Source organism: Methyloversatilis sp. RAC08, assembly GCF_001713355.1.
Lineage (GTDB): Bacteria > Pseudomonadota > Gammaproteobacteria > Burkholderiales > Rhodocyclaceae > Methyloversatilis.
Genome location: NZ_CP016448.1, coordinates 1,000,000 through 1,020,028, shown reverse-complemented (window position 1 = coordinate 1,020,028; position 20,029 = coordinate 1,000,000). Strand labels below are relative to the sequence as shown.

The window sequence follows — 20,029 nt, the reverse complement described above, 5'->3', positions numbered from 1 at the left end:
GCGCTCACGGGACGCCCTTCACCGGCACGCTGACACGCGCCATCTGCAGCGGCGGCATGGCGGCGTCCGGCGCCACGCCGGTTGTGCGCAAGGTGGCGTTCATGATGTCGGAGAACACCGGCGCGGCAACCTGGCCGCCGTAGTGCATGCCATTCGAGGGCTCGTCGATCATCACCGCGACGATGTAGCGCGGGTCGGAAACCGGCGCGAAGCCGACGAACGACGCGATGTACTTGTTCGCGTAGGTGCCGCCTTCGAGCTTGTGCGCGGTACCCGTCTTGCCGGCCACCCGGTAGCCCGGAATCTGCGCCTTCGGTGCGGTGCCACCCGGGCCAGCGGCCAGTTCGAGCATGCGACGCACTTCGCGCGCGGTCTGTGCCGAAAAAACCTGCAGGCCGTTGATCGGCGGCGTGTCGACGCGGGTCAGCGACAGCGGAATCAGATCGCCGTCGCGGGCAAACACAATATAGGCGCGCGCCATCTGCATCAGCGTGACCGACATGCCGTGACCGTAGGACATGGTCGCCTGTTCGACCGGCTTCCAGCCGGCCGGGTTGCGCAGGCGACCGGCGGCTTCGCCTGGAAAGCCCAGCTTGAGCGGGCTGCCGAAGCCGACCTGGTCATAGACGCGCCACATTTCCGCCGGCGTGAACTGCGCGGCAATCTTGGCCACGCCCACGTTCGACGATTTCTGGATCACCTCGGCCACGCTCAGCACGCCGTGCGGATGTGCGTCGCCGATGGCATAGCGGCCGAAGTGCAGCTTGCCGGTGCAATCGACCGGCGTTTCGAAACTGTAGCGTCCGGCGTCCAGCGCCATGGCGGCGACGAAGGGCTTGATCGTCGAGCCCGGTTCGTAGGTGTCGGTGAAGGCGCGGTTGCGCAGCGGCGGGCCGGACAGCTGGGCGCGGTTGTTCGGGTTGTAGGTCGGCCAGTTGGCCAGCGCCAGCACCTCGCCGGTACGCGAGTCGAGTACCACGGCGCTGCCGGCCCGCGCCTTGTGTTCGGCCACCGCCTGCTTCAGGCGGCTGTGGGCAAGAAACTGCAGCCGGGTGTCGATGGACAGACGCACATCTCCCCCGTCGCGCGGCGGTTTGAGCGTTTCGACGTCCTCGACGACGTTGCGGCGCGCATCCGTGATGACGCGGCGCGAACCTTCCTGCCCGGTCAGCGGACGGTTCATCGCCAGTTCGATGCCTTCGAGGCCCTTGTCGTCCATGCCGGTGAAGCCGACGACGTGCGCGCTGACTTCGCCATGCGGATAGTAGCGGCGGTACTCCGGCTCGGCACGGATGCCCGGCAGCTTCAGGGCGAGGATGCGCTCGGCGACGTCGGGCGCGACCTGACGCTTCAGGTAACCGCGACCCCGCTGCTCGGGAATCTTGCGCGCGACCTCGCGATGGTCCATGTCGAGCAGGTCGGCCAACTGGCGGATCTGAGCAGCCGACAGCTTTTCCGCACCGATGTCGCGCGGATTGGCTCTGGCCTTTGCTTCGGTACGGCTCGGACGCGCCTCGGCGACGATCGCCGACACCTGGGTGCTCATCGCCAGCACCTGTTCATTGCGGTCGAGCACGCGACCACGCGATGCCGGCGTCGGCAGCACCTTCGAGAAGCGCTCTTCGCCCTTGCGCTGGTAGAACTCGTTGTCGATCGCCTGCAGCCAGAAGGCGCGCACGAACAGACCGCCGAACAGCACCATCATGACGATCAGCATGGCGCGAGCGCGCCAGGCCGGCAGCAGTTCGGCCAGCAGCGGATTGTGCGCGAGCTTCATTGCGCGGCCTCCGGACTGTCGAGCACGATGACCTGATTGCGAGCCGGTGCGCGCATTTTCAGCTTTGTTTCCGCGAGGTCGGAAATGCGCGCGTGAGCGGCCAGCGTGCCCTGTTCGATCTGCAGTTGCCCCCACTCGGTTTCCAGCATGCGCATGCGCTGGTGCTCGCGTTCGAGCTGCGTGTGCAGGCTGCGCGAGCGATGTTGTGCGGACACCAGTGAAATGGCGCTGGCAAGCAGCAGCAGGATCAGGACGACATGAAGGCGCAGCACGTCAGGCCACCTTCTCGGCCACGCGCAGCGTGGCACTGCGCGCGCGCGGGTTCGCCGCCACTTCTTCGCTGCGGGCGCGGATGCGTGCGATCAGGGTCATCGTCGGCCGGGGCAGCTGGTCGGCGCGCAGCGGCAGGCCGCGCGGCGGCTGCGGCGGATTGGCCTGATCGGCCATGAAGCGCTTGACGATGCGGTCTTCCAGCGAATGGAAGCAGATCACCGCCAGCCGGCCGGCGGGCTTCAGCACAGCGAGCGCCTGCGGCAGCACTAGCGAAAGCTCTTCAAGCTCCTTATTGATGAAAATCCGTAGAGCTTGAAAGCTCCGCGTCGCCGGATGCTGGCCCGCCTCCCGCGTACGGACAGCGGACGCCACGATCTGGGCAAGCTGGTATGTGGTGTCGACAGGCCGCTCGCTCCGAGCAGCAACAATCGCCTTTGCAATCGCTGAAGCAAACCGTTCTTCGCCATAGTCCCTGATGACCTCCCTGATGTCTGCTTCGTCTGCCCGCGCCAACCACTGCGCCACTGTTTCGCCCCGGCTGGTGTCCATGCGCATGTCCAGCGGTGCGTCCTGCCTGAAACTCATGCCCCGTTCCGCGTCGTCGAGCTGCGGCGATGAAACGCCGATGTCCAGCAGCACGCCGTCGACCGCGGTCACGCCGAGCTCGTCCAGCACGTCGGCCAGTTCGGCGAAGCGCGCATGCACCAGCGTGAAGCGTTCATCGGTGATGGCCTGCCCGGCTGCGATGGCGCTCGGGTCGCGATCAAGTGCGATCAGCCGGCCGTTCGCGCCCAGCCGGGCGAGCAGGCCGCGGCTGTGGCCGCCACGACCGAAAGTGCCGTCGACGTAGACGCCGTCGGGGCGCACCGCCAGCGCATCGAGTGCTTCGGTGAGCAGTACCGGGATGTGCGCCATGTCAGAACCTGAAGTTGCCGACGACGTCGGGTGGCAGTTCCGCCGCCTGTTCGCGCTCGTCGCGCGCCCGGGCCTCTTCGTTCCAGCGTGCCTCGTCCCAGATTTCGAAGCGGTTGCCGCGGCCCACCAGCATCACGCTCTTGTTCAGGCCGACGCGTTCGCGCAGGTCGCTGCACAGCAGAACCCGGCCGGCGCGATCGATGGTTTCGTTGCGCGCATTGGCCGTGAAGCTGCGCTTGAAATCGTCGCTGGCCTGGTCGAGATCGGGTATGACCTCGAGGCGGCTCATCAGGGCCACGAATTCAGGCTCGGGATAGAGCAGTACGAACTCGCGGGTACGCGCCGTCATCACGACCTCGCCGCCGCACAGATCCAACAGCTTCTTGCGCGGACGAGCGGGGACGACAAGCCGGTGCTTGTCGTCCATCGTGAGCCGGGTTGTCCCGTAGAACATTCGTATGCCCGAGAAGGTGAATCGAATACTGTGGATATATACAGTTGATTGCAGGGTGATTCGGGAATGCGGCCTGGCCGGCGATTCCCCGTATTCCCACTTTCAATCCACTATATATCCAATATTGCTCCACTTTAGCTTTCGACTGCTCCAGGGTCAATAGACGGATGCAAGCAAAACTGTTGTCGCAACAATGACTTAGCGTGAATTTTTCACGCTGTTTCAGGTAAAAACCTTTTGTTTTTAATGGGATAGAAAATGAATTGAATGTGCTGGGTGAGAAGCTGCGTGCGGACGCGAACGCGGTGGGGCGAAGTGGGGCGGAAGTGGAGTGGAATACCGCGCCAGCCGATGCAAACCGGTGTGGGGGGACTGCCGCGAAGGGGCAGGGAATCGAGCGGGTAGAGGCGACCGGAATACGGCGGGTGGGGCAAAAAGCGGAATTGCGCCGGGAGGGAGTGGAAGTCCGCCTGTAAGCCGGGTTCTGTTGTGCGCGAACGCACCGGCAACCATTCATCTGGGCGACGTGTTGCCACGTCGCTCGAGCAGCCTACCCGGAAGCGACGCGAGCCGCGTCATCGCTTCCCTATTTGGCCTTGCCCCGGATGGGGTTTTGCATGCCGTGCACGTTGCCGCGCACGCGGTGGGCTCTTACCCGGCGTTTCCGCCCGCCCGCAGGCGCACCATTTCAACCTTGCCTGATCCTTGCGGCCATCGGCGGTATGTTTTCTGTTCCACTTTCCGTCGCCTTGGGCCGCGCTTTCGCGCGGCTTGCTGCGCCCGGCCGTTAGCCGGCATCCTGCTCTGCGGGGCCCGGACTTTCCTCCGCGCTTGCGCGCCGCGGTTGCCCGGCGGACTTCCGGCGCGGATTCTACCCGTTCGTCGGCCGGGCGCCCGAAACATCGTCTGCAGCACTCAAGAACCCGTGTCGCCGGCCGTTCAGAGGGATCAGAACGTCTCGCCTGAAGGCCGTCTTCCCGCTCATGAACCTTTCGCTGCAGTCTGCCCGACATCTTGCCCGGTACTGGCTGGCCTACTTGCTGGCCGCGCTGGTGATCGGTCTGCTGGTGGCCGAACTGGCCGGTGCGACCGGACTCATGGGTGCGGGTCGCGTATCCCGCCTCGGTCTGGCGCCCCTGCTGGTACCTGTGCTGATCGTCTGTCTGGCGCTCTGGGCGGTCGGTGTGCGGCTCGATGCCGCGCGCCGCGAACTTGAACAACTGCACGTCGAACTGGAACGAGCGCACACGCTGGGCCGCACCGGCAACTGGTCATACGCGCACGGCGTGTTCGAATGGTCAGCCCGTGCGCGGCGAATACTCGGCATCGACGGCGACGCGCTGGCGTCCTTCGAACAGCTGCTCGCCCATGTTGCGGCAGACGATCGACTGCCGCTCGAGCGCGCCTTGCGCGCTGCGCAGGCCGGCGCGCATTACCGTACCGAGTTCTGCGTCAGCCACCCGGACGGCGAACGGCGCGTGCTGTTCGAAGGCCGCGTCGAATCCGCTGGCGCGAGGACGGCAGGCGGTGCGGTCACCGACATGCCGGTGCTGGCCGGCATCGTGCAGGACATGACCGACCGCTGGCGCATGGAGCGCGAACTTCACTGCGCGATGCGCTACCAGCGCGCGCTGCTCGACAATTTCCCTTTCATGGTGTGGCTGAAGGACCGCGACCTGCGCTTTCTGGCGGTCAACAAGCCGCTCGCGCTGGCCGGCGGTCTGAACGATCCGGACGAGGCCTGTGGTCTGCAGGATCACGACCTGTGGCCGACCGACTGCGCCGACGCCTACCGGGCCGACGATCTCGAAGTGCTCGACAGTCGCCAGCCACGCTGTTCGGAATCCTTCGTCGCCTCCGGTGCCGGATCGATCTGCCTCGAAGTGTGGAAGGCGCCGGTGCTGGACGAGAACGGAGAACTGCTGGGCACGGTGGGCTTTGCGCGCGACATCAGCGAGCGCAAGCGCAGCGAACAGGCGCTCGAGCGCAGCCGCGAGCAACTGGCAATGCTGGGTCGCCTGCAGGCGCGCTTCATCCGTGGTGAATCCGGTGAAGCGCTGTTCGCCGCCATGCTGGACATCCTGCTCGATCTGGCTGGCGCAAGCGACGGCTTCATCGCCGAAGTCATGCACGATCCGCGGTACGCACCGCAGGTGAATCTGCTGGCCTGCCGCGACAACGACTGGCTTGGGGCGCATCCCGAGCTGATCGATGAAGCCCTGACCGCCGATCGCAGTGATCAGGAATCCGGCGCCATCGTCGCCTTGGCTGCATTCGCTGACCCGCCGAGGCAACGGGTGTGCTTCGCGGTCATGAGTGACCGGCGGCTGGTCGGACTGGTCGGTCTCGAGCTCCCCCACGCTTTGCCCGAAGCGCGCCGGACCGGCGTGCAGGCAGCGATCAGCACGTTCGGCCTGATTCTGCAGGCGGGCATTCGCGACCGTGACCGGCAGCGCGCCGAGACCGAACTGAAGCGGCATCGCGACCGCCTGAGCGAATTGATCGAAGAGCAGCTGTCCGACAGCATGTCGGCGCGGCGCATGGCTGAGACCGCCAATCGCGCCAAGAGCCGCTTCCTGGCCAGCATGTCGCACGAACTGCGCACGCCCATCCACGCCATCCTCGCCTTTTCCCGTCTGGCCCTGCGTGACCGGCCGCCACTGGCCGACGTCACGCGCCGGCGCTTCGAGGTGATCCGCGAACACGGCGACCGGCTGCTTGCACTGGTCGATGATCTGCTCGACCTGTCGCGCCTGGAAGGCGGCGCGATAAAGCTGAACGCATCATGCTGCGACCTGGAATCGCTGGTGGCTGAGGCGATCGCGCAGATGCAGGCCGTGGCGGTGGAGCGCGGCGTGCGCATGAGAATGACGGGATGCGTCCCGCAGCGTCCGTTGCAGGCCGACGTGCAGCGGATGGCGCAGGTTCTGCGCACGCTGCTCGACAACGCGATCCGCTTTTCGCCACCGTCTGCCGAAGTGCTGCTTTCGATCGAACGGCACGATCACGAGGGTGCGGCGGGCGTGCTGCTGCGCGTGTCCGATCACGGGCCGGGCATCGCCGAAGAAGATCGCGAGCGCATCTTCGACCAGTTCGAGCAGGCGGCGCGCCTGCGCGGCTCCGAAGGCGGTACCGGGCTCGGACTCGCCATCTGTCGCGAGATCGTCAATCTGCACGGTGGTTGGATACGGGCGGCCGAGCGGGATGACTGCGGGGCCTGCATCGAAATCTGGCTGGCGACGCGCGAACCGGACGAGAATTCGACAGAACCGATGCAATTGGAAATGGAATCGGCAACTTGATACGACGACCCGGGACGCGCTACGGTACCGGGGCAGCAGCGCCAGAGTGCGCAGTGGCGGCACGGCAGGTTTTTCCTGAGAGGATGTGAAATGGGTATCGGCGACTTCATCAAGAAACAGTTCATCGACGTACTGCAGTGGCAGGAGGACGGCGATGGCACGCTGGCCTGGCGGCATCCGATGCAGGATGCCGAAATCCAGTACGGTGCGCAGCTGACGGTGCGCGAGTCGCAGGCGGCACTGTTCGTCAATGAGGGGCGCATCGCCGATGTGCTCGGTCCTGGTCGTCACGTGCTGAAGACCAGTACGCTGCCGGTGCTGACCTATCTGCAGAACTGGGACAAGCTGTTCGAATCGCCCTTCAAGAGTGATGTCTATTTCTTCAGCACCCGCCTTCAACTGGGCCGCAAGTGGGGCACGGCTCAACCGGTGACGGTGCGCGACAAGGATTTCGGCATGGTCAGGCTGCGCGCGTTCGGCGTGTATTCCTACCGCCTGGCCGACCCGAAGCAGTTCTTTGCTGAGATCAGTGGCACGCGCGACATCTATACGGTCGATGACCTTGAGATGCAGCTGCGCAACCTGATCGTGTCGGCCATGAGCAACACGCTTGGCGCCTCGGAATTGCCGTTCCTCGACATGGCGACCAACTTCGGGCTGCTGGGCGAACGCATGAAGGCGGCGATGGCGCCGGTGTTCGAACGCTATGGCGTTGCACTGGACAATTTCGCGGTCGAAAGCGTGTCGCTGCCGGAAGAACTGCAGAAGGCCTTCGATACCCGGGTATCGATGGGCATGGCCGGCAATCTGGCCGCCTTCACCCAGTATCAGACCGCCACGGCCATTCCGATGGCGGCACAGAACGAAGGCGGGCTGGCCGGCATCGGCGCCAGTCTGGGCGCCGGTCTGAGCATGGGGCAGGTGATGACCGAAGCGATGCGCAATGCGGCAGCGCCGGCAGTGCCCGCACCCGTGGCGGCTGACACGCCGGAAGCAAAGCTGGGCAAACTGAAAGCGCTGCTTGATGGAGGTTTGATCACCGAAGCCGACTACACCGCCGCCAAGGCGGAGCTCCTGAAGCAGATCACCGGCTGAACGCGGTGGCGCTGCGCTGCGGTGCGTCCCGAGTGGCGCACCGGCCTCGCACGGCCACCGATGTCGCGTATTGACGTCGCCCTGACGGTAGACTCGCGGGTCGAACGATAGACAACCCGGCGGCACCGCCCCAGTCCTGCATGTTGCGATTAACCGAAGTCAAGCTGCCACTCGATCACCCGGACGAGGCGTTGCGTTCTGCCGTGCTCGAGCGACTGCGCATCGCGCCCGACGAACTGCTGTCCTGTACGGTGTTCAAGCGCAGCTACGACGCGCGCAAGCGCTCGAACATCTTCCTGATCTATTCGCTCGACGTCGAGCTGGCGGATGAAGCCGCCGTGCTGGCGCGCCTGAAGGGCGTTCCTCACGTACACCCCGCACCCGACATGGACTACCGCTTCGTTGCCCGGGCGCCTGCCGGCCTGGCACAACGTCCGGTCATCATCGGCATGGGGCCGTGCGGCATTCTGGCCGCGCTGGTGCTCGCGCAGATGGGATTTCGCCCCATCGTGCTGGAGCGCGGCAAGGCGGTGCGCGAGCGCACGAAGGACACCTGGGGCCTGTGGCGCAAGCATGTGCTGGATCCGGAATCCAACGTTCAGTTCGGCGAAGGCGGCGCCGGCACCTTTTCCGACGGCAAGCTGTACAGCCAGGTCAAGGATCCGAAGCACTACGGGCGCAAGGTGCTGAAGGAATTCGTCAAGGCCGGTGCGCCGGAAGAAATCCTGTACGTCAGCAAGCCGCACATCGGTACCTTCCGGCTGGTCGGCATGGTCGAGAAGATGCGTGCCGAAATCGAGGCGCTGGGGGGTGAAATCCGCTTCAGGTCGCGCGTCGAGGACCTGATCATCGAAGACCGCAAGGTACGCGGCGTGATTTTGGCAGGCGGCGAGGTCATTGCCGCCGATCATGTCGTGCTGGCGGTGGGCCACAGCGCACGCGACACCTTCGAAATGCTCCACGAGCGCGGTGTCTATATGGAAGCGAAGCCGTTCTCGGTCGGTTTCCGCATCGAACACCCGCAGGCGCTGATCGACCGCGCTCGCTTCGGCGACTTCGCCGGGCACGAACTGCTGGGCGCGGCAGACTACAAGCTGGTGCACCACGCATCCAACGGTCGTTCGGTCTACAGTTTCTGCATGTGTCCGGGCGGCACCGTGGTCGCAGCCACCTCGGAACCCGGCCGCGTCGTCACCAATGGCATGAGCCAGTATTCGCGCAACGAGCGCAATGCCAACGCCGGCATCGTGGTCGGCATTTCGCCGGAAGATTATCCAGGCCACCCGCTGGCCGGCATCGCGTTCCAGCGCCAGTGGGAATCGCGCGCCTTCGAACTGGGTGGCGGCGACTACAGCGCGCCGGGTCAGCTGGTCGGCGATTTCATCGCCGCGCGGCCATCCACACAGCTCGGCGTGGTGACGCCGTCCTACACGCCGGGCGTGCGGCTCGGCGAACTCGATACGGCGTTGCCTGCGTACGCGATCACTGCCATCCGCGAGGCGCTGCCGGCGTTCGACCGGCAGATCAAGGGCTTCGCGATGCATGACGCGGTGCTGACCGGCGTGGAAACGCGCACGTCTTCGCCGATCCGCATCAAGCGTGATCCGGTGAGCTTCCAGAGCCTGAACACGGTCGGGCTGTATCCGGCCGGCGAAGGCGCGAGCTACGCCGGCGGCATCCTGTCGGCAGCGATCGACGGCATCGAGGTGGCGGAGGCAGTGGCGCTGAGCATGGCAGGCGGATCGCGCGTCAGCGGGAAAAGTCGCGGGTCGGTCGAACTTTCGTAAGCGCCTTCCGCGGCGGGCGCCGCAACGGATCCGGTCAGCGCCCGTGCTCGAAGAAGTGCAGCAGCCGTCGCGGCAGCCAGTCGAGATGACCTGTCGGCGCACCGCTCACATAGCCGACATGACCACCCTGTGCGGTGTATTCGGGCAGCACGTCGGACGACAGCATCTGCGGAGTGGCGAGCGACCAGGCGGGCACCATCGGGTCGTTCAGCGCCTGCAGCAGCAAAAGCGGTACGCGCACCTCGCGCAGCAGCGGGCGCGCCGAACAGCGCGTCCAGTAGTCGTCGGCATCGCGGAAGCCATGCAGCTGCGAGGTGACGGCGTCGTCGAACGCCTTGATCGACGCGCTGGCGGCGATCGCCGCGGCATCGAGCACACCCGGAAACAAGGCCGCCTTGTGCAGCGCACGCGGCTTCATCGTGCGCAGGAAATACTGCGTGTAGACGCGGTTGAAACCCTGGTCGAGCGCCCGTCCGGCGGCCCCCAGATCGACCGGTGCGCAGACCGACGCTGCACTGCGCAGCCAGCGCGATGCAGCGTGGCCATGCTCGCCCAGCCACTTGCACAGCACATTGCCGCCGAGCGACACGCCGACCGCATGCACCGGTTGCCCCTTCATGCGCGGCACGACACACGGCAGCAGCCAGTCCAGCTCGGCGCTGTCCCCCGAGTGATAGGCACGTACCAGCCGGTTCGGCTCGCCGGAGCAGCCGCGCGCATGCACCACCACCCCGTTCCAGCCGCGCGCGGCGACGGCACCCATCAAAGCCCGCGCGTAATGGCTTTCCGAGCTGCCTTCCAGCCCGTGCAGCAGCAGCACCAGCGGCTGCTGCGCACGCGGCGGCAACCAGTCCAGATCGATGAAGTCGCCGTCGGGCGTGTCGATGCGCTCGCGTGCCAGTGCCGGCAGCGGCGGCAGGATGAAGCGCGGCCAGATGGTTTGCGCGTGGCCGCCGGGCAGCCAGCGCGCGGGGCGAAAACGGGGCGGCGACACGCTTGGTGCGGGACTCGGTGCAGGACTCAGTGCAGGACTCAGTGCAGGATTTTCGGCGGGCCCGCCGTCTCCTGCGCAGCCGGGGCGGCGGACGCGTGGTGCAGCACCATGTGCCAGCCGAGCGGACCGCGCAGATAGACGTTGGTCACGATGAGCAGCGGACGAGACGCGCGGTCACCCGCGGCGCTGCACTGTTCGTTCAGGCTGTGGATGGACTGCAGGACACCCTGCATGATCTGCGCGTTGATCACCCGTACCTCGACCCGGGTACCGGCAAACACGCGCCGCCAGGCGTCGCGGACTTCTTCGTAGCCGCTGGCACGCGGGCAGCCGGCCAGCGCGCAGATGATGTCGTCCTCGTCGCCCCACACCGCCATCATGGCTTCGATGTCGCCCCGCGCGCGTGCTTCGTAAAAGGCCGCTTCGGCTTCCTGAGGCGTCGCGAAAAAGGCCTTGCGGGGCATTTCCATGGGCAATGGACTCAGTGGCCGGCGGGCGCCGGGCCGTTGTAGCGGTAGCGCGTACCGCAGTAAGGGCAGGCGGCCTCGCCTGTCTTGGTCACGTCGAGGAAAACACGCGGATGACGCGCCCATAGCGGTGCGCCGGGCAGCGGACAATGCAGCGGCAGATCGCTTGCACCCACTTCGACGTCGCGTGCGCGGTCGCGGCTGGAATCACTGACGGCTTGGTTCATGGCAGATGTGCTCCGGGTTCAGATCTTGGTCAGCCAGCGGTGGTACTCGGGCGCGCGGCCATTGACGATGTCGAAGAAGCGCGCCTGCAGCTTTTCGGTGACCGGGCCGCGCGTGCCGCTGCCGATGACGCGGTTGTCGAGTTCGCGGATCGGCGTCACTTCGGCGGCGGTGCCGGTGAAGAAAGCCTCATCGGCGGTGTAGACGTCGTCGCGCGTCAGCCGCTTGGACACCACCTGGTAGCCGAATTCGGCGGCGATCTCGATCACCGACGCGCGCGTGATGCCGACCAGTGCCGAGGCGATTTCCGGTTCGTAGATCTTGTTGTCCTTCACCAGGAAAAGGTTTTCGCCCGCGCCTTCAGCGACGAAGCCGTCGACGTCAAGCAGCAGCGCCTCGTCGTAGCCGAGGTCGGTCGCTTCCATGTTGGCGAGGATGGAATTGGCGTAGGTGCCCGAGTACTTGGCGCGGCACATCGACACATTGACGTGGTGGCGCGAAAAGGACGAGGTCTTGACCCGGATGCCCTTCTTCAGGCCGTCCTCGCCGAGGTAGGCGCCCCAGGGCCAGGCGGCGATCGACACATGCACCGAGGCGCCGCGCGTCGAAATGCCCATCTTTTCCGAGCCGAAGAAGGCGATCGGCCGGATGTAGCAGGATTCCAGCTTGTTGGCGCGCACCACTTCAAGCTGCGCTTCCATGATTTCCTCGCGGCTGTACGGCATCTTCATCATGTAGATGTGCGCCGAGTTGAACAGCCGGTCGGTGTGTTCCTTCAGGCGGTAGATCGCGGTACCGATTTCGGTGTTGTAGGCGCGCACACCCTCGAAGACGGCCAGACCATAGTGAAGCGAGTGGGTCAGTACGTGCGTGGTGGCCTCGCGCCAGGGCACCATCTTGCCGTCGTACCAGATAAAACCGTCGCGGTCGGCCATCGACATGAGAAACACTCCAGTGGATTGCGATAAGCGCGCGATTTTAGCTGATGCGCGCAGTGCGGCGACGGTCATCGCAGCCGCACGCGTTAAAATCAATGGATGAGCGAACGCATATGGAAGCCCAACGTCACGGTGGCCGCCCTGATGGAGTACCGGGGCCGCTTCCTGATGGTGGAAGAGGAAACGTCGAAGGGGCTGATGCTTAACCAGCCGGCCGGCCATCTGGAAGAGGGCGAGTCGCTGGTCGAGGCGTGCGCCCGCGAAGCGATGGAGGAAACCGCCCATCCCTTCGTGCCGCAGGCGCTGGTCGGTGTCTATCAATGGCGCCGACCTGATGGCGAAGTCACCTACCTGCGCTTTGCGTTTTCCGGTGAAAGCGGCGAGCAGATCGCCGGCCGCGCGCTGGACGACGGCATCGTGCGCGCCTTCTGGATGACGCCTGAAGAGATCGAAGCCAGTCGCGACCGCCATCGCAGCCCGCTCGTGTGGGCGTGCGTGCAGGACTGGCTGGCCGACGTGCGCCTGCCGCTGGCGGTCGTGCGGCACTTTTCCTGATGCGGCGAATGCTGGCGGGTGTGGCGCTGTGCAGTGCGCTGCAGGTTCAGGCGGCGCCGGGCGTGGCGCACGGCCTCGAACTCGACATCTGCTTCAACTATGGCTGCCTCGTCGTGCAGACGATCAGCCTTGCGCCCGAACAACGCGCCGTGCTGGTGGGTGAAATGCTCAAGGCAAACGATGCCGCCAGCGAACGCGAACAACTGGAATGGGTGATCGCGCGCATGTACCGCTGGGCGGGCGAGCAGTCGCCGATCGGCGCCGACCGTGCAGGCGATTACCTTGATCTGGGTGCCGACGGGCGCATGGACTGCATCGATCACGCGCACACCACCACCGTCATGCTCGAACTGCTGCAGGAAGCGGGTGCTCTGCGTCACCACCGGGTGCTGGAGATCGCGCGGCGCACCAGCTGGGTCATCATGCAGCACTTCACCGCGGTAATCGAAGACACCGAAAGCGGCCGTCGTTATGCGGTCGATACCTGGTTTCGCGACCACGGCGAACCGCCGGTCGTGATGGACATGGAATACTGGAAGGATGGGGGATATCCGGATGACTGGAATGCACGGCGCTGAAACAGCGGCCGAACCCGGTGAAACCGTGGTCGTCGGCATGTCGGGCGGCGTCGATTCGTCGGTATCGGCGCTGCTGCTCAAGCGCGCCGGCTACAAGGTGGTCGGCCTGTTCATGAAGAACTGGGAAGACGACGACACCGACGACTACTGTTCGACCCGGCAGGACCTGATCGACGCCGTGTCGGCGGCCGACGTGATCGGCATGGACCTCGAAGTGGTCAATTTCTCGGCCGAATACAAGGACCGCGTTTTTTCGAGCTTTCTGCGCGAATACCAGGCCGGCCGCACACCCAATCCGGATGTGCTGTGCAACGCTGAAATCAAGTTCAGCGCCTTTCTCGACCACGCGATACAGCTTGGCGCGAAGCGCATCGCCACCGGGCATTACGCCCAGGTGCGGGAGTTCCAGGGCCGCTTCCAGCTGCTCAAGGGTGAAGACGGCAACAAGGACCAGAGCTATTTCCTGCACCGGCTGAACCAGTCCCAGCTGTCGCGCACGCTGTTCCCGGTCGGTCACCTGCCCAAGCGGGACGTGCGCCGCATCGCGGCCGATGCGGGGCTGGCCAATGCCGGCAAGAAGGATTCGACCGGCATCTGTTTCGTCGGCGAGAGGCCGTTCCGCGAATTCCTGCAGCGTTACCTTCCGGTCACGCCGGGCGACATCCGCGATCTTGATACGGAGCGCGTCCTCGGCCGCCATGAAGGCCTGATGTATCACACGATAGGTCAGCGCAAGGGGCTGGGCATCGGCGGGCTCAAGGGCATGGCGGACGACGCCGGCGAACACGACGCGTGGTACGCGGTCCGCAAGGACATGGCGAACAACGTGCTGTACGTGGTGCGTGGCCATGACCACCCGGCGCTGCTGTCCGAACGGCTGGTGGCGGGTGACCTGTCATGGGTGTCAGGCGAGCTGCCGCACACGCACTGGGTGTATGCGGCCAAGACCCGCTACCGGCAGGCTGACGCACCATGCAGCATCGATGCAGTTGATGATGCACGCTGCGACATCGCGTTCGCCGAAGCGCAGTGGGCGGTGACGCCGGGCCAGAGTGTGGTGGTCTACGAAAGCCGGGTCTGTCTGGGCGGCGGTGTCATCATCGCTGCCGGCAACGCGGTCTGATCGGTTGGCGCCGGCCTTACTCGAACGGTACGGTTTCGGCGAGTGACGGACGCTGCATCAGCTTTTCCTGCAGCTTGGCCAGATTGGCGTGGCGCTCGCGCCAGTCCAGCTCCGGAAAGCGGAAGTCCAGATAGCCGAGCGCCGAACCCACCGCGATGTCGGCCAGAGAGATGCTGTTGCCGTGGCACCACGCGCCTTCGCCCAGATCGGCCGCCAGCGTGTTCAGCGCACGGTCGATCTTGCTGCGCTGGCGCGAAATCCAGCTCGCGTTCTGTTCGCTGACCATCCGGCGCACTTCCAGCACGATGGCCACCGCCGCATCGGTCATGCCGTCGGCCAGCGCTTCCCAGCGCTTGACCAGCGCACGTTCGCGGGCGGTTGACGGCAGCAGCTTGTTGTTCGGTGCCACGCCGTCGAGGTATTCGACGATCACGCGCGAATCGAACAGGCAGGTGTCGTCATCGAGCACCAGCACCGGAATCTTGCCCAGCGGGTTCACATCAGGGACGCCCGTGCCTTCGAGCCAGGGCGAATCGAGCACGAATTCGCAGTCGATCTTCTTTTCTGCAAGCACCACGCGCGCCTTGCGCACGTAAGGACTGGTGTAGGAACCGACGAGTTTCATGGACAGCACCGATGGAAGAGCAGCCGAGTATAGCGTCCGGGCCGTTCCCGCAAGGCGGGGCCATCATGCGGTGCATGATAAAATTCGCGCCGCGCTGCCCGGGCTGAACCGCTTCGTGGCCTTCCATCCCTTCCTTCCTGCAGGTCCTTCATGAGTGCCCACACCCTCACCGCGCTGTCGCCGCTGGACGGTCGCTACGCCGCCAAACTCGATCCCTTGCGAGGTCATTTCAGTGAATTCGGCCTGATCCGCAACCGCGTACGCGTTGAGATCGCGTGGTTGCGTGCTCTGGCCGCGGATGCGCAGATCGGCGAAGTCCCTGCATTCTCTCAGGCGACGCTGAACGAGCTTGACGCCGTCGTGCGTGATTTCAGCGTCGAGGACGCCGCCGCGATCAAGGCGATCGAGGCGCGTACCAATCACGACGTGAAGGCGATGGAGTACTGGCTGAAGGACCGGCTGGCGAACAATGCCGAAGTGACCGGCGTGTCCGAATTCATCCACTTCGCCTGTACATCGGAAGACATCAACAATGTGTCGCATGCGCTGATGCTCAACGAGGCGCGCATCGACACCCTGCTGCCGGCGTTCGACGGCGTGATCGCCTCGCTGCGCGCCATGGCGCATGAGTTCGCCGCGTTGCCGATGCTGTCGCGCACGCACGGCCAGCCTGCCAGCCCGACCACGCTGGGCAAGGAAATGGCGAACATCGCCGCCCGCCTGATGCGCGCCCGCGCGCGCGTCGCCGCGGTCAGCCTGACCGCCAAGTTCAATGGCGCGGTCGGCAATTACAACGCCCACCTGTCGGCCTATCCGGACGTTGACTGGTCGCAGTTCAACCGCGTGTTCATCGAATCGTTCGGGCTGGAATTCAACCCCTATACGATCCAGATCGAACCGCACGACGCGATGGCCGAACTGTTCGACGCCATGTCGCGCAGCAACACCATCCTGCTCGATGCGGCGCGCGACTTCTGGATGTACATCTCGCTCGGCTACTTCCGCCAGAAGCTCAAGGCCGGTGAAATCGGCAGTTCGACCATGCCGCACAAGGTGAATCCGATCGATTTCGAGAACGCGGAAGGCAATCTCGGGCTGGCCAACGCACTGTTGCGTCACCTGTCGGACAAGCTGCCGGTGTCGCGCATGCAGCGCGACCTGACCGACTCGACCGTGCTGCGCAATATGGGCGTGGCTTTCGGCTACACCGTGCTGGCGCTGGATTCGCTGTCGCGCGGGCTGGGCAAGCTGGTGGCCGAGCCGGATACGCTGGCTGCCGACCTCGACGGCTGCTGGGAAGTGCTGGCCGAGCCGGTGCAGACCGTGATGCGCCGCTACGGTGTGCCCAATCCCTACGAACAGCTGAAGGAACTGACGCGCGGCCGCGGCATCACGCGCGAGGCGCTGCAGGCCTTCATCGGTGGTCTCAACATTCCGGCGGCGGAGCGCGAACGCTTGCTGGCGATGACGCCCGCCAGCTACATCGGCGACGCGGCCCGTCTGGCTGCCGCCATCTGAGGACGCATCATGAGTTTTGCCGAAACCCTCAAAACCCTGCCCGGCGTGTCGCATCTGGCGGCACTGCAATTGATCGATGCTGCCGGGGAAGTGATCGCGACAATCGAGAACAAGCCCGGCCAGGCCGGGTCGCTGGCGGTGTACAACCACCTCGCCCAGTTGCATGGTGCCATCACGCCGGATGCATCGAAGCAGGGTCTGGATCTGTATGGCGAGCACACGCTCGACGCGCGCGCCAATCCGGGCAAGCACCCGAACATCGACCGGTTGATCGCGCTGGTCGAGAATGGTCAGACCTTGCGCGTCAAGCAGGTGTTCGCACAGCCCTGAGCGGCCGAATTCGGCGGGGTGGCACGGCGCCCCGACCGACGCGATACGCCGCTCGATACAGCGCGCCATGGCAGCGCCCGGGTGCAACCGCCCGTGCTCGGGTCGGTCGTTGGGCATCGCTGCGCTCACCCCAACCTACGGGGTGGGTCACGCAGCGATGCCCAACATGCTCGGGTCGAATCAGAGCAGCAGCATCCGAGCGCAGACCGGGTCATGCCCCCGACCGCGTTGGTCACGCGGCCGGCAGGCGATTCAGACGACCGCTTCGTCCTTGCGCTTCGGCGGCTTGATCAGCTGTTCGCGCTTGACGCCCAGCCACATCGCCAGCGGGCAGGCGACCAGCACCGACGAATAGATGCCGAAACAGATGCCGATGGTCAGCGCGACCGCGAAGTAGTGCAGCGCCTCACCCCCGAACAGCAGCATCGACAGCACCATCATCTGGGTTGAACCGTGCGTGATGATGGTGCGCGAGATCGTGCTCGTGATGGCGTTGTCCATGACTTCGGCAACCGTCAGCGTACGCTTGCGCGCATTGCGGAACACTTCGCGTACGCGGTCGAACACCACCACCGATTCGTTCACCGAGTAGCCGAGCACCGCCAGCACGGCGGCCAGCACCGGCAGCGAGAATTCCCACTGGAAGGCAGCGAAGAAGCCGAGGATGATCACCACGTCGTGCAGGTTGGCGATGATGGCCGATACGGCATAGCGCCATTCGAAGCGCATCGCCAAGTAGGCCATGATGCCGCAGATGACGAACATCAGCGCCAGCGCGCCGTCTTCGGCCAGTTCCTTGCCGATCTGCGGGCCGACGTATTCGACACGCCGCAGTTCGGGCTTCGGACCGTCGCCTGCGCTGAGCGTGGCGATCACCTGCTGGCTGACCTTGGCGGAATCGACGTCCTTGACCAGCGGCAGCCGTATCAGCACGTCACGTGCAGTGCCGAAGTTCTGTACCTGCGGTTCGCTGAAACCGCTGTCGGTCAGTGCCTTGCGCACGCCCTGCAGGTCGGCCGCTTCGCTGTAGGAAATTTCCATCAGGGTGCCGCCGGTGAATTCCACCGACAGATGCAGACCGCGCGTGGTCAGGAAGAACACGGCGAGCAGGAAGGTGACGAACGAAATGACGTTGAACACCAGCGCCTTGCGCATGAAGGGGATGTCGCGCCGGATGCGGAAGAATTCCATGACTGTTCAGATTTCCTTGGTGGCGGCTCAGAGGTTGGCGCCTGGTTTCCAGACAGTGCCGATCGACACTTTTTCGAGCTTGCGGGCGCGTCCGTACACCATGTTGACGATGGCGCGCGACACGACCACGGCGCTGAACATCGAAGTCAGGATGCCCAGACAGTGCACGACGGCAAAGCCGCGCACCGGACCTGACCCGAACACGAGCAGCGCGATGCCGGCGATCAGCGTCGTGATGTTCGAATCGAGAATGGTTGCCCAGGCACGTTCGTAGCCGGCAGCGATCGCCGCCTGCGGCGTGACACCGTTGCGCAGCTCTTCGCGGATGCGCTCGTTGATCAGCACGTTGGCGTCGATCGCCATGCCCAGCGTCAGCGCGATGGCGGCGATGCCCGGCAGCGTCAGCGTGGCCTGCAGCAGCGACAGCAGCGCAATCAGGAACAGCAGGTTGGCCGCCAGCGCAGTGGTCGAAATGAAGCCGAATACCGCGTAATAGAAGATCATGAACACGGCGATCGCCACGAAGCCCCACAGCGTCGAATCGAAACCCTTTTCGATGTTCTCGGCGCCGAGCGAAGGGCCGATGACCCGTTCCTCGATGATTTCCATCGGTGCCGCCAGCGCGCCCGAGCGGATCAGGATGGCCAGCGTGTTGGTTTCCTGTGGCGAAAACTGGCCGGTGATCTGGAAGCGGTCGCCGAATTCGCCCTGGATGGTGGCAACCGAAATCGCCTCGCCGCGGCCCTTTTCGAACAACAGGATGACCATCAGCTTCTTCAGGTTTTCACGCGTGACCGTGCGCATGATGCGGCCGCCGGTTGCGTCGAGCTTCACCGCCACGGCCGGGCGGTTCGAATCGTCGAACGAGGCCTGGGCGGTTTCGAAGCGCTCGCCGGTCAGGATGACCTGCTTCTTCACCGGCACATTCGAAACACCGCCGCTGCGCGAGTTCTCCGGATAGACCTCGAGGCCTTCCATGTTGCCGCTGGTCATCGCTTCCTGATCGACCAGACGAACCTCCAGCGTGGCGGTGCGGCCGATCAGGTCCTTCGCCTTGGCCACGTCCTGCACGCCGGGCAACTGCACGACGATGCGGTCGGCACCCTGCTGCTGGATGATGGGTTCGGCCACGCCCAGTTCGTTCACGCGCTTCTGCAGCGTCAGGATGTTCTGCTTGATGGCCGATTCGCGCAGGTCTGTCTCGGCCAGTTCGCTCATGCGACCCGTGTACAGGTAGTCGGCACCGGATTGCCCCTGAGTCCACACCATTTCGGGCAGCGCCTTCTCGGCTGCGCTGCGCGCGGCATCGCGACCGGCGGCGTCGCGGAAGCGCAGAACGATGGTGCTGCCTTCGCGCGAAATGCCACCGTGGCGGATGTTCTTTTCGCGCAGCTGGGTGCGCAGGTCGGATGACATCGAGTCGAGCCGCTTGATGGTTGCGCCCTGCATGTCGACCTGCAGCAGGAAGTGCACGCCACCGCGCAGGTCGAGGCCGAGATACATCGGCAGTGCGCCGAAGGAACGCAACCAGTCTGGTGACTTCGACAGCAGGTTCAGCGCCACCACGTACTTGCCGTCAAGCGGATCCGGGTTGAGTGCCTTTTCGAGCACGTCGCGCGTCTTGAGCTGTGTGTCGGTATCGGCCAGACGCACGCGCACACCGGTGGTGTCGAGCGTCAGGCCTGTGTGAGCGATGGCGGCGTCCTTCAGCGTCGATTCGACCTGAGTCATCAGGGCAGCGTCGATCTGCACACCGGTGCGCGCGGTCGATACCTGCACGGCCGGCGCCTCGCCAAAGAAGTTCGGCAGGGTGTAGATCAGGCCAAGTATCAGCGCCACGATCACCAGCGCGTTTTTCCAGATCGGATAACGGTTCATTGCG

The 20,029-nt window shown here is 65.0% G+C and carries 19 protein-coding genes and 1 other RNA gene; 8 read left to right on the top strand and 12 right to left on the bottom strand.

Translation table 11 applies throughout. The annotated features are described in order from the left end of the window. Positions 1–4 precede the first annotated feature (4 nt). From BSY238_RS04620 to rnpB, 5 genes are all read right to left on the bottom strand, one after another. Positions 5–1,777: a peptidoglycan D,D-transpeptidase FtsI family protein gene (locus BSY238_RS04620; RefSeq protein ID WP_069038106.1), complete on the bottom strand. Its 1,773-nt coding sequence runs from the start codon at positions 1,775–1,777 to the stop codon at positions 5–7. Continuing rightward, positions 1,774–2,049, bottom strand: a complete 276-nt coding sequence (gene ftsL / locus BSY238_RS04615) for a cell division protein FtsL (protein ID WP_069038105.1) — start codon at positions 2,047–2,049, stop codon at positions 1,774–1,776. Before ftsL ends, BSY238_RS04620 begins: the two co-directional genes overlap by 4 nt. A gap of 1 nt (position 2,050) precedes the next feature. Further along, positions 2,051–2,965, bottom strand: coding sequence for a 16S rRNA (cytosine(1402)-N(4))-methyltransferase RsmH (rsmH, locus tag BSY238_RS04610; RefSeq protein WP_069038104.1), 915 nt, complete (start codon positions 2,963–2,965; stop codon positions 2,051–2,053). Between the two features lies 1 nt (position 2,966). Next, complete coding sequence (mraZ, locus tag BSY238_RS04605; protein WP_069038103.1) at positions 2,967–3,419, bottom strand: division/cell wall cluster transcriptional repressor MraZ; 453 nt, start codon at positions 3,417–3,419, stop codon at positions 2,967–2,969. Between the two features lie 457 nt (positions 3,420–3,876). Further along, positions 3,877–4,279: RNase P RNA component class A (gene rnpB, locus BSY238_RS04600), an RNA gene on the bottom strand. Positions 4,280–4,402: 123 nt separating this feature from the next. On the opposite strand from rnpB, the gene BSY238_RS04595 reads away from it, so the two are divergent. The 3 genes from BSY238_RS04595 to BSY238_RS04585 all read left to right on the top strand — a co-directional run bounded on the left by BSY238_RS04595 (position 4,403) and on the right by BSY238_RS04585 (position 9,603). Continuing rightward, positions 4,403–6,721: a sensor histidine kinase gene (locus BSY238_RS04595; RefSeq protein WP_069038102.1), complete on the top strand. Its 2,319-nt coding sequence runs from the start codon at positions 4,403–4,405 to the stop codon at positions 6,719–6,721. A gap of 90 nt (positions 6,722–6,811) precedes the next feature. Then, positions 6,812–7,816: an SPFH domain-containing protein gene (locus tag BSY238_RS04590; RefSeq protein WP_069038101.1), complete on the top strand. Its 1,005-nt coding sequence runs from the start codon at positions 6,812–6,814 to the stop codon at positions 7,814–7,816. Between the two features lie 140 nt (positions 7,817–7,956). Beyond that, positions 7,957–9,603 carry an NAD(P)/FAD-dependent oxidoreductase gene (locus tag BSY238_RS04585; protein ID WP_069038100.1) on the top strand — a complete coding sequence of 549 codons (1,647 nt, stop codon included), beginning with the start codon at positions 7,957–7,959 and terminating at the stop codon, positions 9,601–9,603. A 34-nt stretch (positions 9,604–9,637) separates the two neighbouring features. Here the strand turns inward: BSY238_RS04585 and BSY238_RS04580 are convergent, their stop codons facing one another. The 4 genes from BSY238_RS04580 to BSY238_RS04565 are packed head-to-tail and all read right to left on the bottom strand — an operon-like array spanning position 9,638 to position 12,230. Next, complete coding sequence (locus BSY238_RS04580) at positions 9,638–10,597, bottom strand: hydrolase (RefSeq protein ID WP_069038099.1); 960 nt, start codon at positions 10,595–10,597, stop codon at positions 9,638–9,640. A gap of 38 nt (positions 10,598–10,635) precedes the next feature. Next, the gene (locus BSY238_RS04575; protein ID WP_069038098.1) at positions 10,636–11,067 is read right to left on the bottom strand and encodes a nuclear transport factor 2 family protein; all 432 of its coding nucleotides are present in this window, start codon (positions 11,065–11,067) and stop codon (positions 10,636–10,638) included. Between the two features lie 11 nt (positions 11,068–11,078). Next, entirely contained in the window at positions 11,079–11,291 is a 213-nt protein-coding gene (locus BSY238_RS04570) for a zinc-finger domain-containing protein (protein ID WP_069038097.1), read from the bottom strand. Between the two features lie 18 nt (positions 11,292–11,309). Further along, positions 11,310–12,230, bottom strand: coding sequence for a branched-chain amino acid transaminase (locus tag BSY238_RS04565; RefSeq protein ID WP_069038096.1), 921 nt, complete (start codon positions 12,228–12,230; stop codon positions 11,310–11,312). Positions 12,231–12,326: 96 nt separating this feature from the next. Between BSY238_RS04565 and BSY238_RS04560 the strand changes: the two genes are divergently transcribed. The 3 genes from BSY238_RS04560 to mnmA are packed head-to-tail and all read left to right on the top strand — an operon-like array spanning position 12,327 to position 14,483. Further along, positions 12,327–12,782, top strand: a complete 456-nt coding sequence (locus tag BSY238_RS04560; protein ID WP_069038095.1) for an NUDIX hydrolase — start codon at positions 12,327–12,329, stop codon at positions 12,780–12,782. Continuing rightward, on the top strand, positions 12,782–13,360 hold the full coding sequence (locus BSY238_RS04555) for a hypothetical protein (RefSeq protein ID WP_069038094.1): 579 nt from the start codon (positions 12,782–12,784) through the stop codon (positions 13,358–13,360). The genes BSY238_RS04560 and BSY238_RS04555 overlap by 1 nt, the downstream gene beginning before the upstream one ends. Further along, complete coding sequence (gene mnmA, locus BSY238_RS04550; protein WP_069038093.1) at positions 13,347–14,483, top strand: tRNA 2-thiouridine(34) synthase MnmA; 1,137 nt, start codon at positions 13,347–13,349, stop codon at positions 14,481–14,483. The genes BSY238_RS04555 and mnmA overlap by 14 nt, the downstream gene beginning before the upstream one ends. A gap of 16 nt (positions 14,484–14,499) precedes the next feature. Here the strand turns inward: mnmA and BSY238_RS04545 are convergent, their stop codons facing one another. Further along, a complete protein-coding gene (locus BSY238_RS04545) occupies positions 14,500–15,108 on the bottom strand; it encodes a glutathione S-transferase (RefSeq protein ID WP_069040453.1) in 609 nt (202 codons plus the stop codon). A 150-nt stretch (positions 15,109–15,258) separates the two neighbouring features. Here BSY238_RS04545 and purB point away from each other — a divergent pair, with 150 nt between their 5' ends. Then, the gene (purB, locus tag BSY238_RS04540) at positions 15,259–16,626 is read left to right on the top strand and encodes an adenylosuccinate lyase (protein WP_069038092.1); all 1,368 of its coding nucleotides are present in this window, start codon (positions 15,259–15,261) and stop codon (positions 16,624–16,626) included. Between the two features lie 9 nt (positions 16,627–16,635). After that, positions 16,636–16,956 (top strand): DUF2322 family protein, encoded by a 321-nt coding sequence (locus tag BSY238_RS04535; protein ID WP_069038091.1) that lies wholly within the window; start codon positions 16,636–16,638, stop codon positions 16,954–16,956. Between the two features lie 252 nt (positions 16,957–17,208). On the opposite strand, the gene secF is transcribed toward BSY238_RS04535, so the two are convergent. Next, complete coding sequence (gene secF, locus BSY238_RS04530) at positions 17,209–18,147, bottom strand: protein translocase subunit SecF (RefSeq protein ID WP_069038090.1); 939 nt, start codon at positions 18,145–18,147, stop codon at positions 17,209–17,211. A 27-nt stretch (positions 18,148–18,174) separates the two neighbouring features. Further along, entirely contained in the window at positions 18,175–20,025 is a 1,851-nt protein-coding gene (gene secD / locus BSY238_RS04525; RefSeq protein WP_069038089.1) for a protein translocase subunit SecD, read from the bottom strand. Positions 20,026–20,029: the final 4 nt, after the last annotated feature.

Coding starts and splice junctions, on each gene's coding strand:
- purB (WP_069038092.1), top strand. CDS start 15,259: ATGAGTGCCCACACCCTCACCGCGCTGTCGCCGCTGGACGGTCGCTAC.
- rsmH (WP_069038104.1), bottom strand. CDS start 2,965: ATGGCGCACATCCCGGTACTGCTCACCGAAGCACTCGATGCGCTGGCG.
- mraZ (WP_069038103.1), bottom strand. CDS start 3,419: ATGTTCTACGGGACAACCCGGCTCACGATGGACGACAAGCACCGGCTT.
- BSY238_RS04565 (WP_069038096.1), bottom strand. CDS start 12,230: ATGTCGATGGCCGACCGCGACGGTTTTATCTGGTACGACGGCAAGATG.
- BSY238_RS04590 (WP_069038101.1), top strand. CDS start 6,812: ATGGGTATCGGCGACTTCATCAAGAAACAGTTCATCGACGTACTGCAG.
- BSY238_RS04535 (WP_069038091.1), top strand. CDS start 16,636: ATGAGTTTTGCCGAAACCCTCAAAACCCTGCCCGGCGTGTCGCATCTG.
- mnmA (WP_069038093.1), top strand. CDS start 13,347: ATGCACGGCGCTGAAACAGCGGCCGAACCCGGTGAAACCGTGGTCGTC.
- BSY238_RS04585 (WP_069038100.1), top strand. CDS start 7,957: ATGTTGCGATTAACCGAAGTCAAGCTGCCACTCGATCACCCGGACGAG.
- BSY238_RS04560 (WP_069038095.1), top strand. CDS start 12,327: ATGAGCGAACGCATATGGAAGCCCAACGTCACGGTGGCCGCCCTGATG.
- secD (WP_069038089.1), bottom strand. CDS start 20,025: ATGAACCGTTATCCGATCTGGAAAAACGCGCTGGTGATCGTGGCGCTG.
- BSY238_RS04595 (WP_069038102.1), top strand. CDS start 4,403: ATGAACCTTTCGCTGCAGTCTGCCCGACATCTTGCCCGGTACTGGCTG.
- BSY238_RS04575 (WP_069038098.1), bottom strand. CDS start 11,067: ATGGAAATGCCCCGCAAGGCCTTTTTCGCGACGCCTCAGGAAGCCGAA.
- BSY238_RS04570 (WP_069038097.1), bottom strand. CDS start 11,291: ATGAACCAAGCCGTCAGTGATTCCAGCCGCGACCGCGCACGCGACGTC.
- secF (WP_069038090.1), bottom strand. CDS start 18,147: ATGGAATTCTTCCGCATCCGGCGCGACATCCCCTTCATGCGCAAGGCG.
- BSY238_RS04545 (WP_069040453.1), bottom strand. CDS start 15,108: ATGAAACTCGTCGGTTCCTACACCAGTCCTTACGTGCGCAAGGCGCGC.
- BSY238_RS04620 (WP_069038106.1), bottom strand. CDS start 1,777: ATGAAGCTCGCGCACAATCCGCTGCTGGCCGAACTGCTGCCGGCCTGG.
- BSY238_RS04555 (WP_069038094.1), top strand. CDS start 12,782: ATGCGGCGAATGCTGGCGGGTGTGGCGCTGTGCAGTGCGCTGCAGGTT.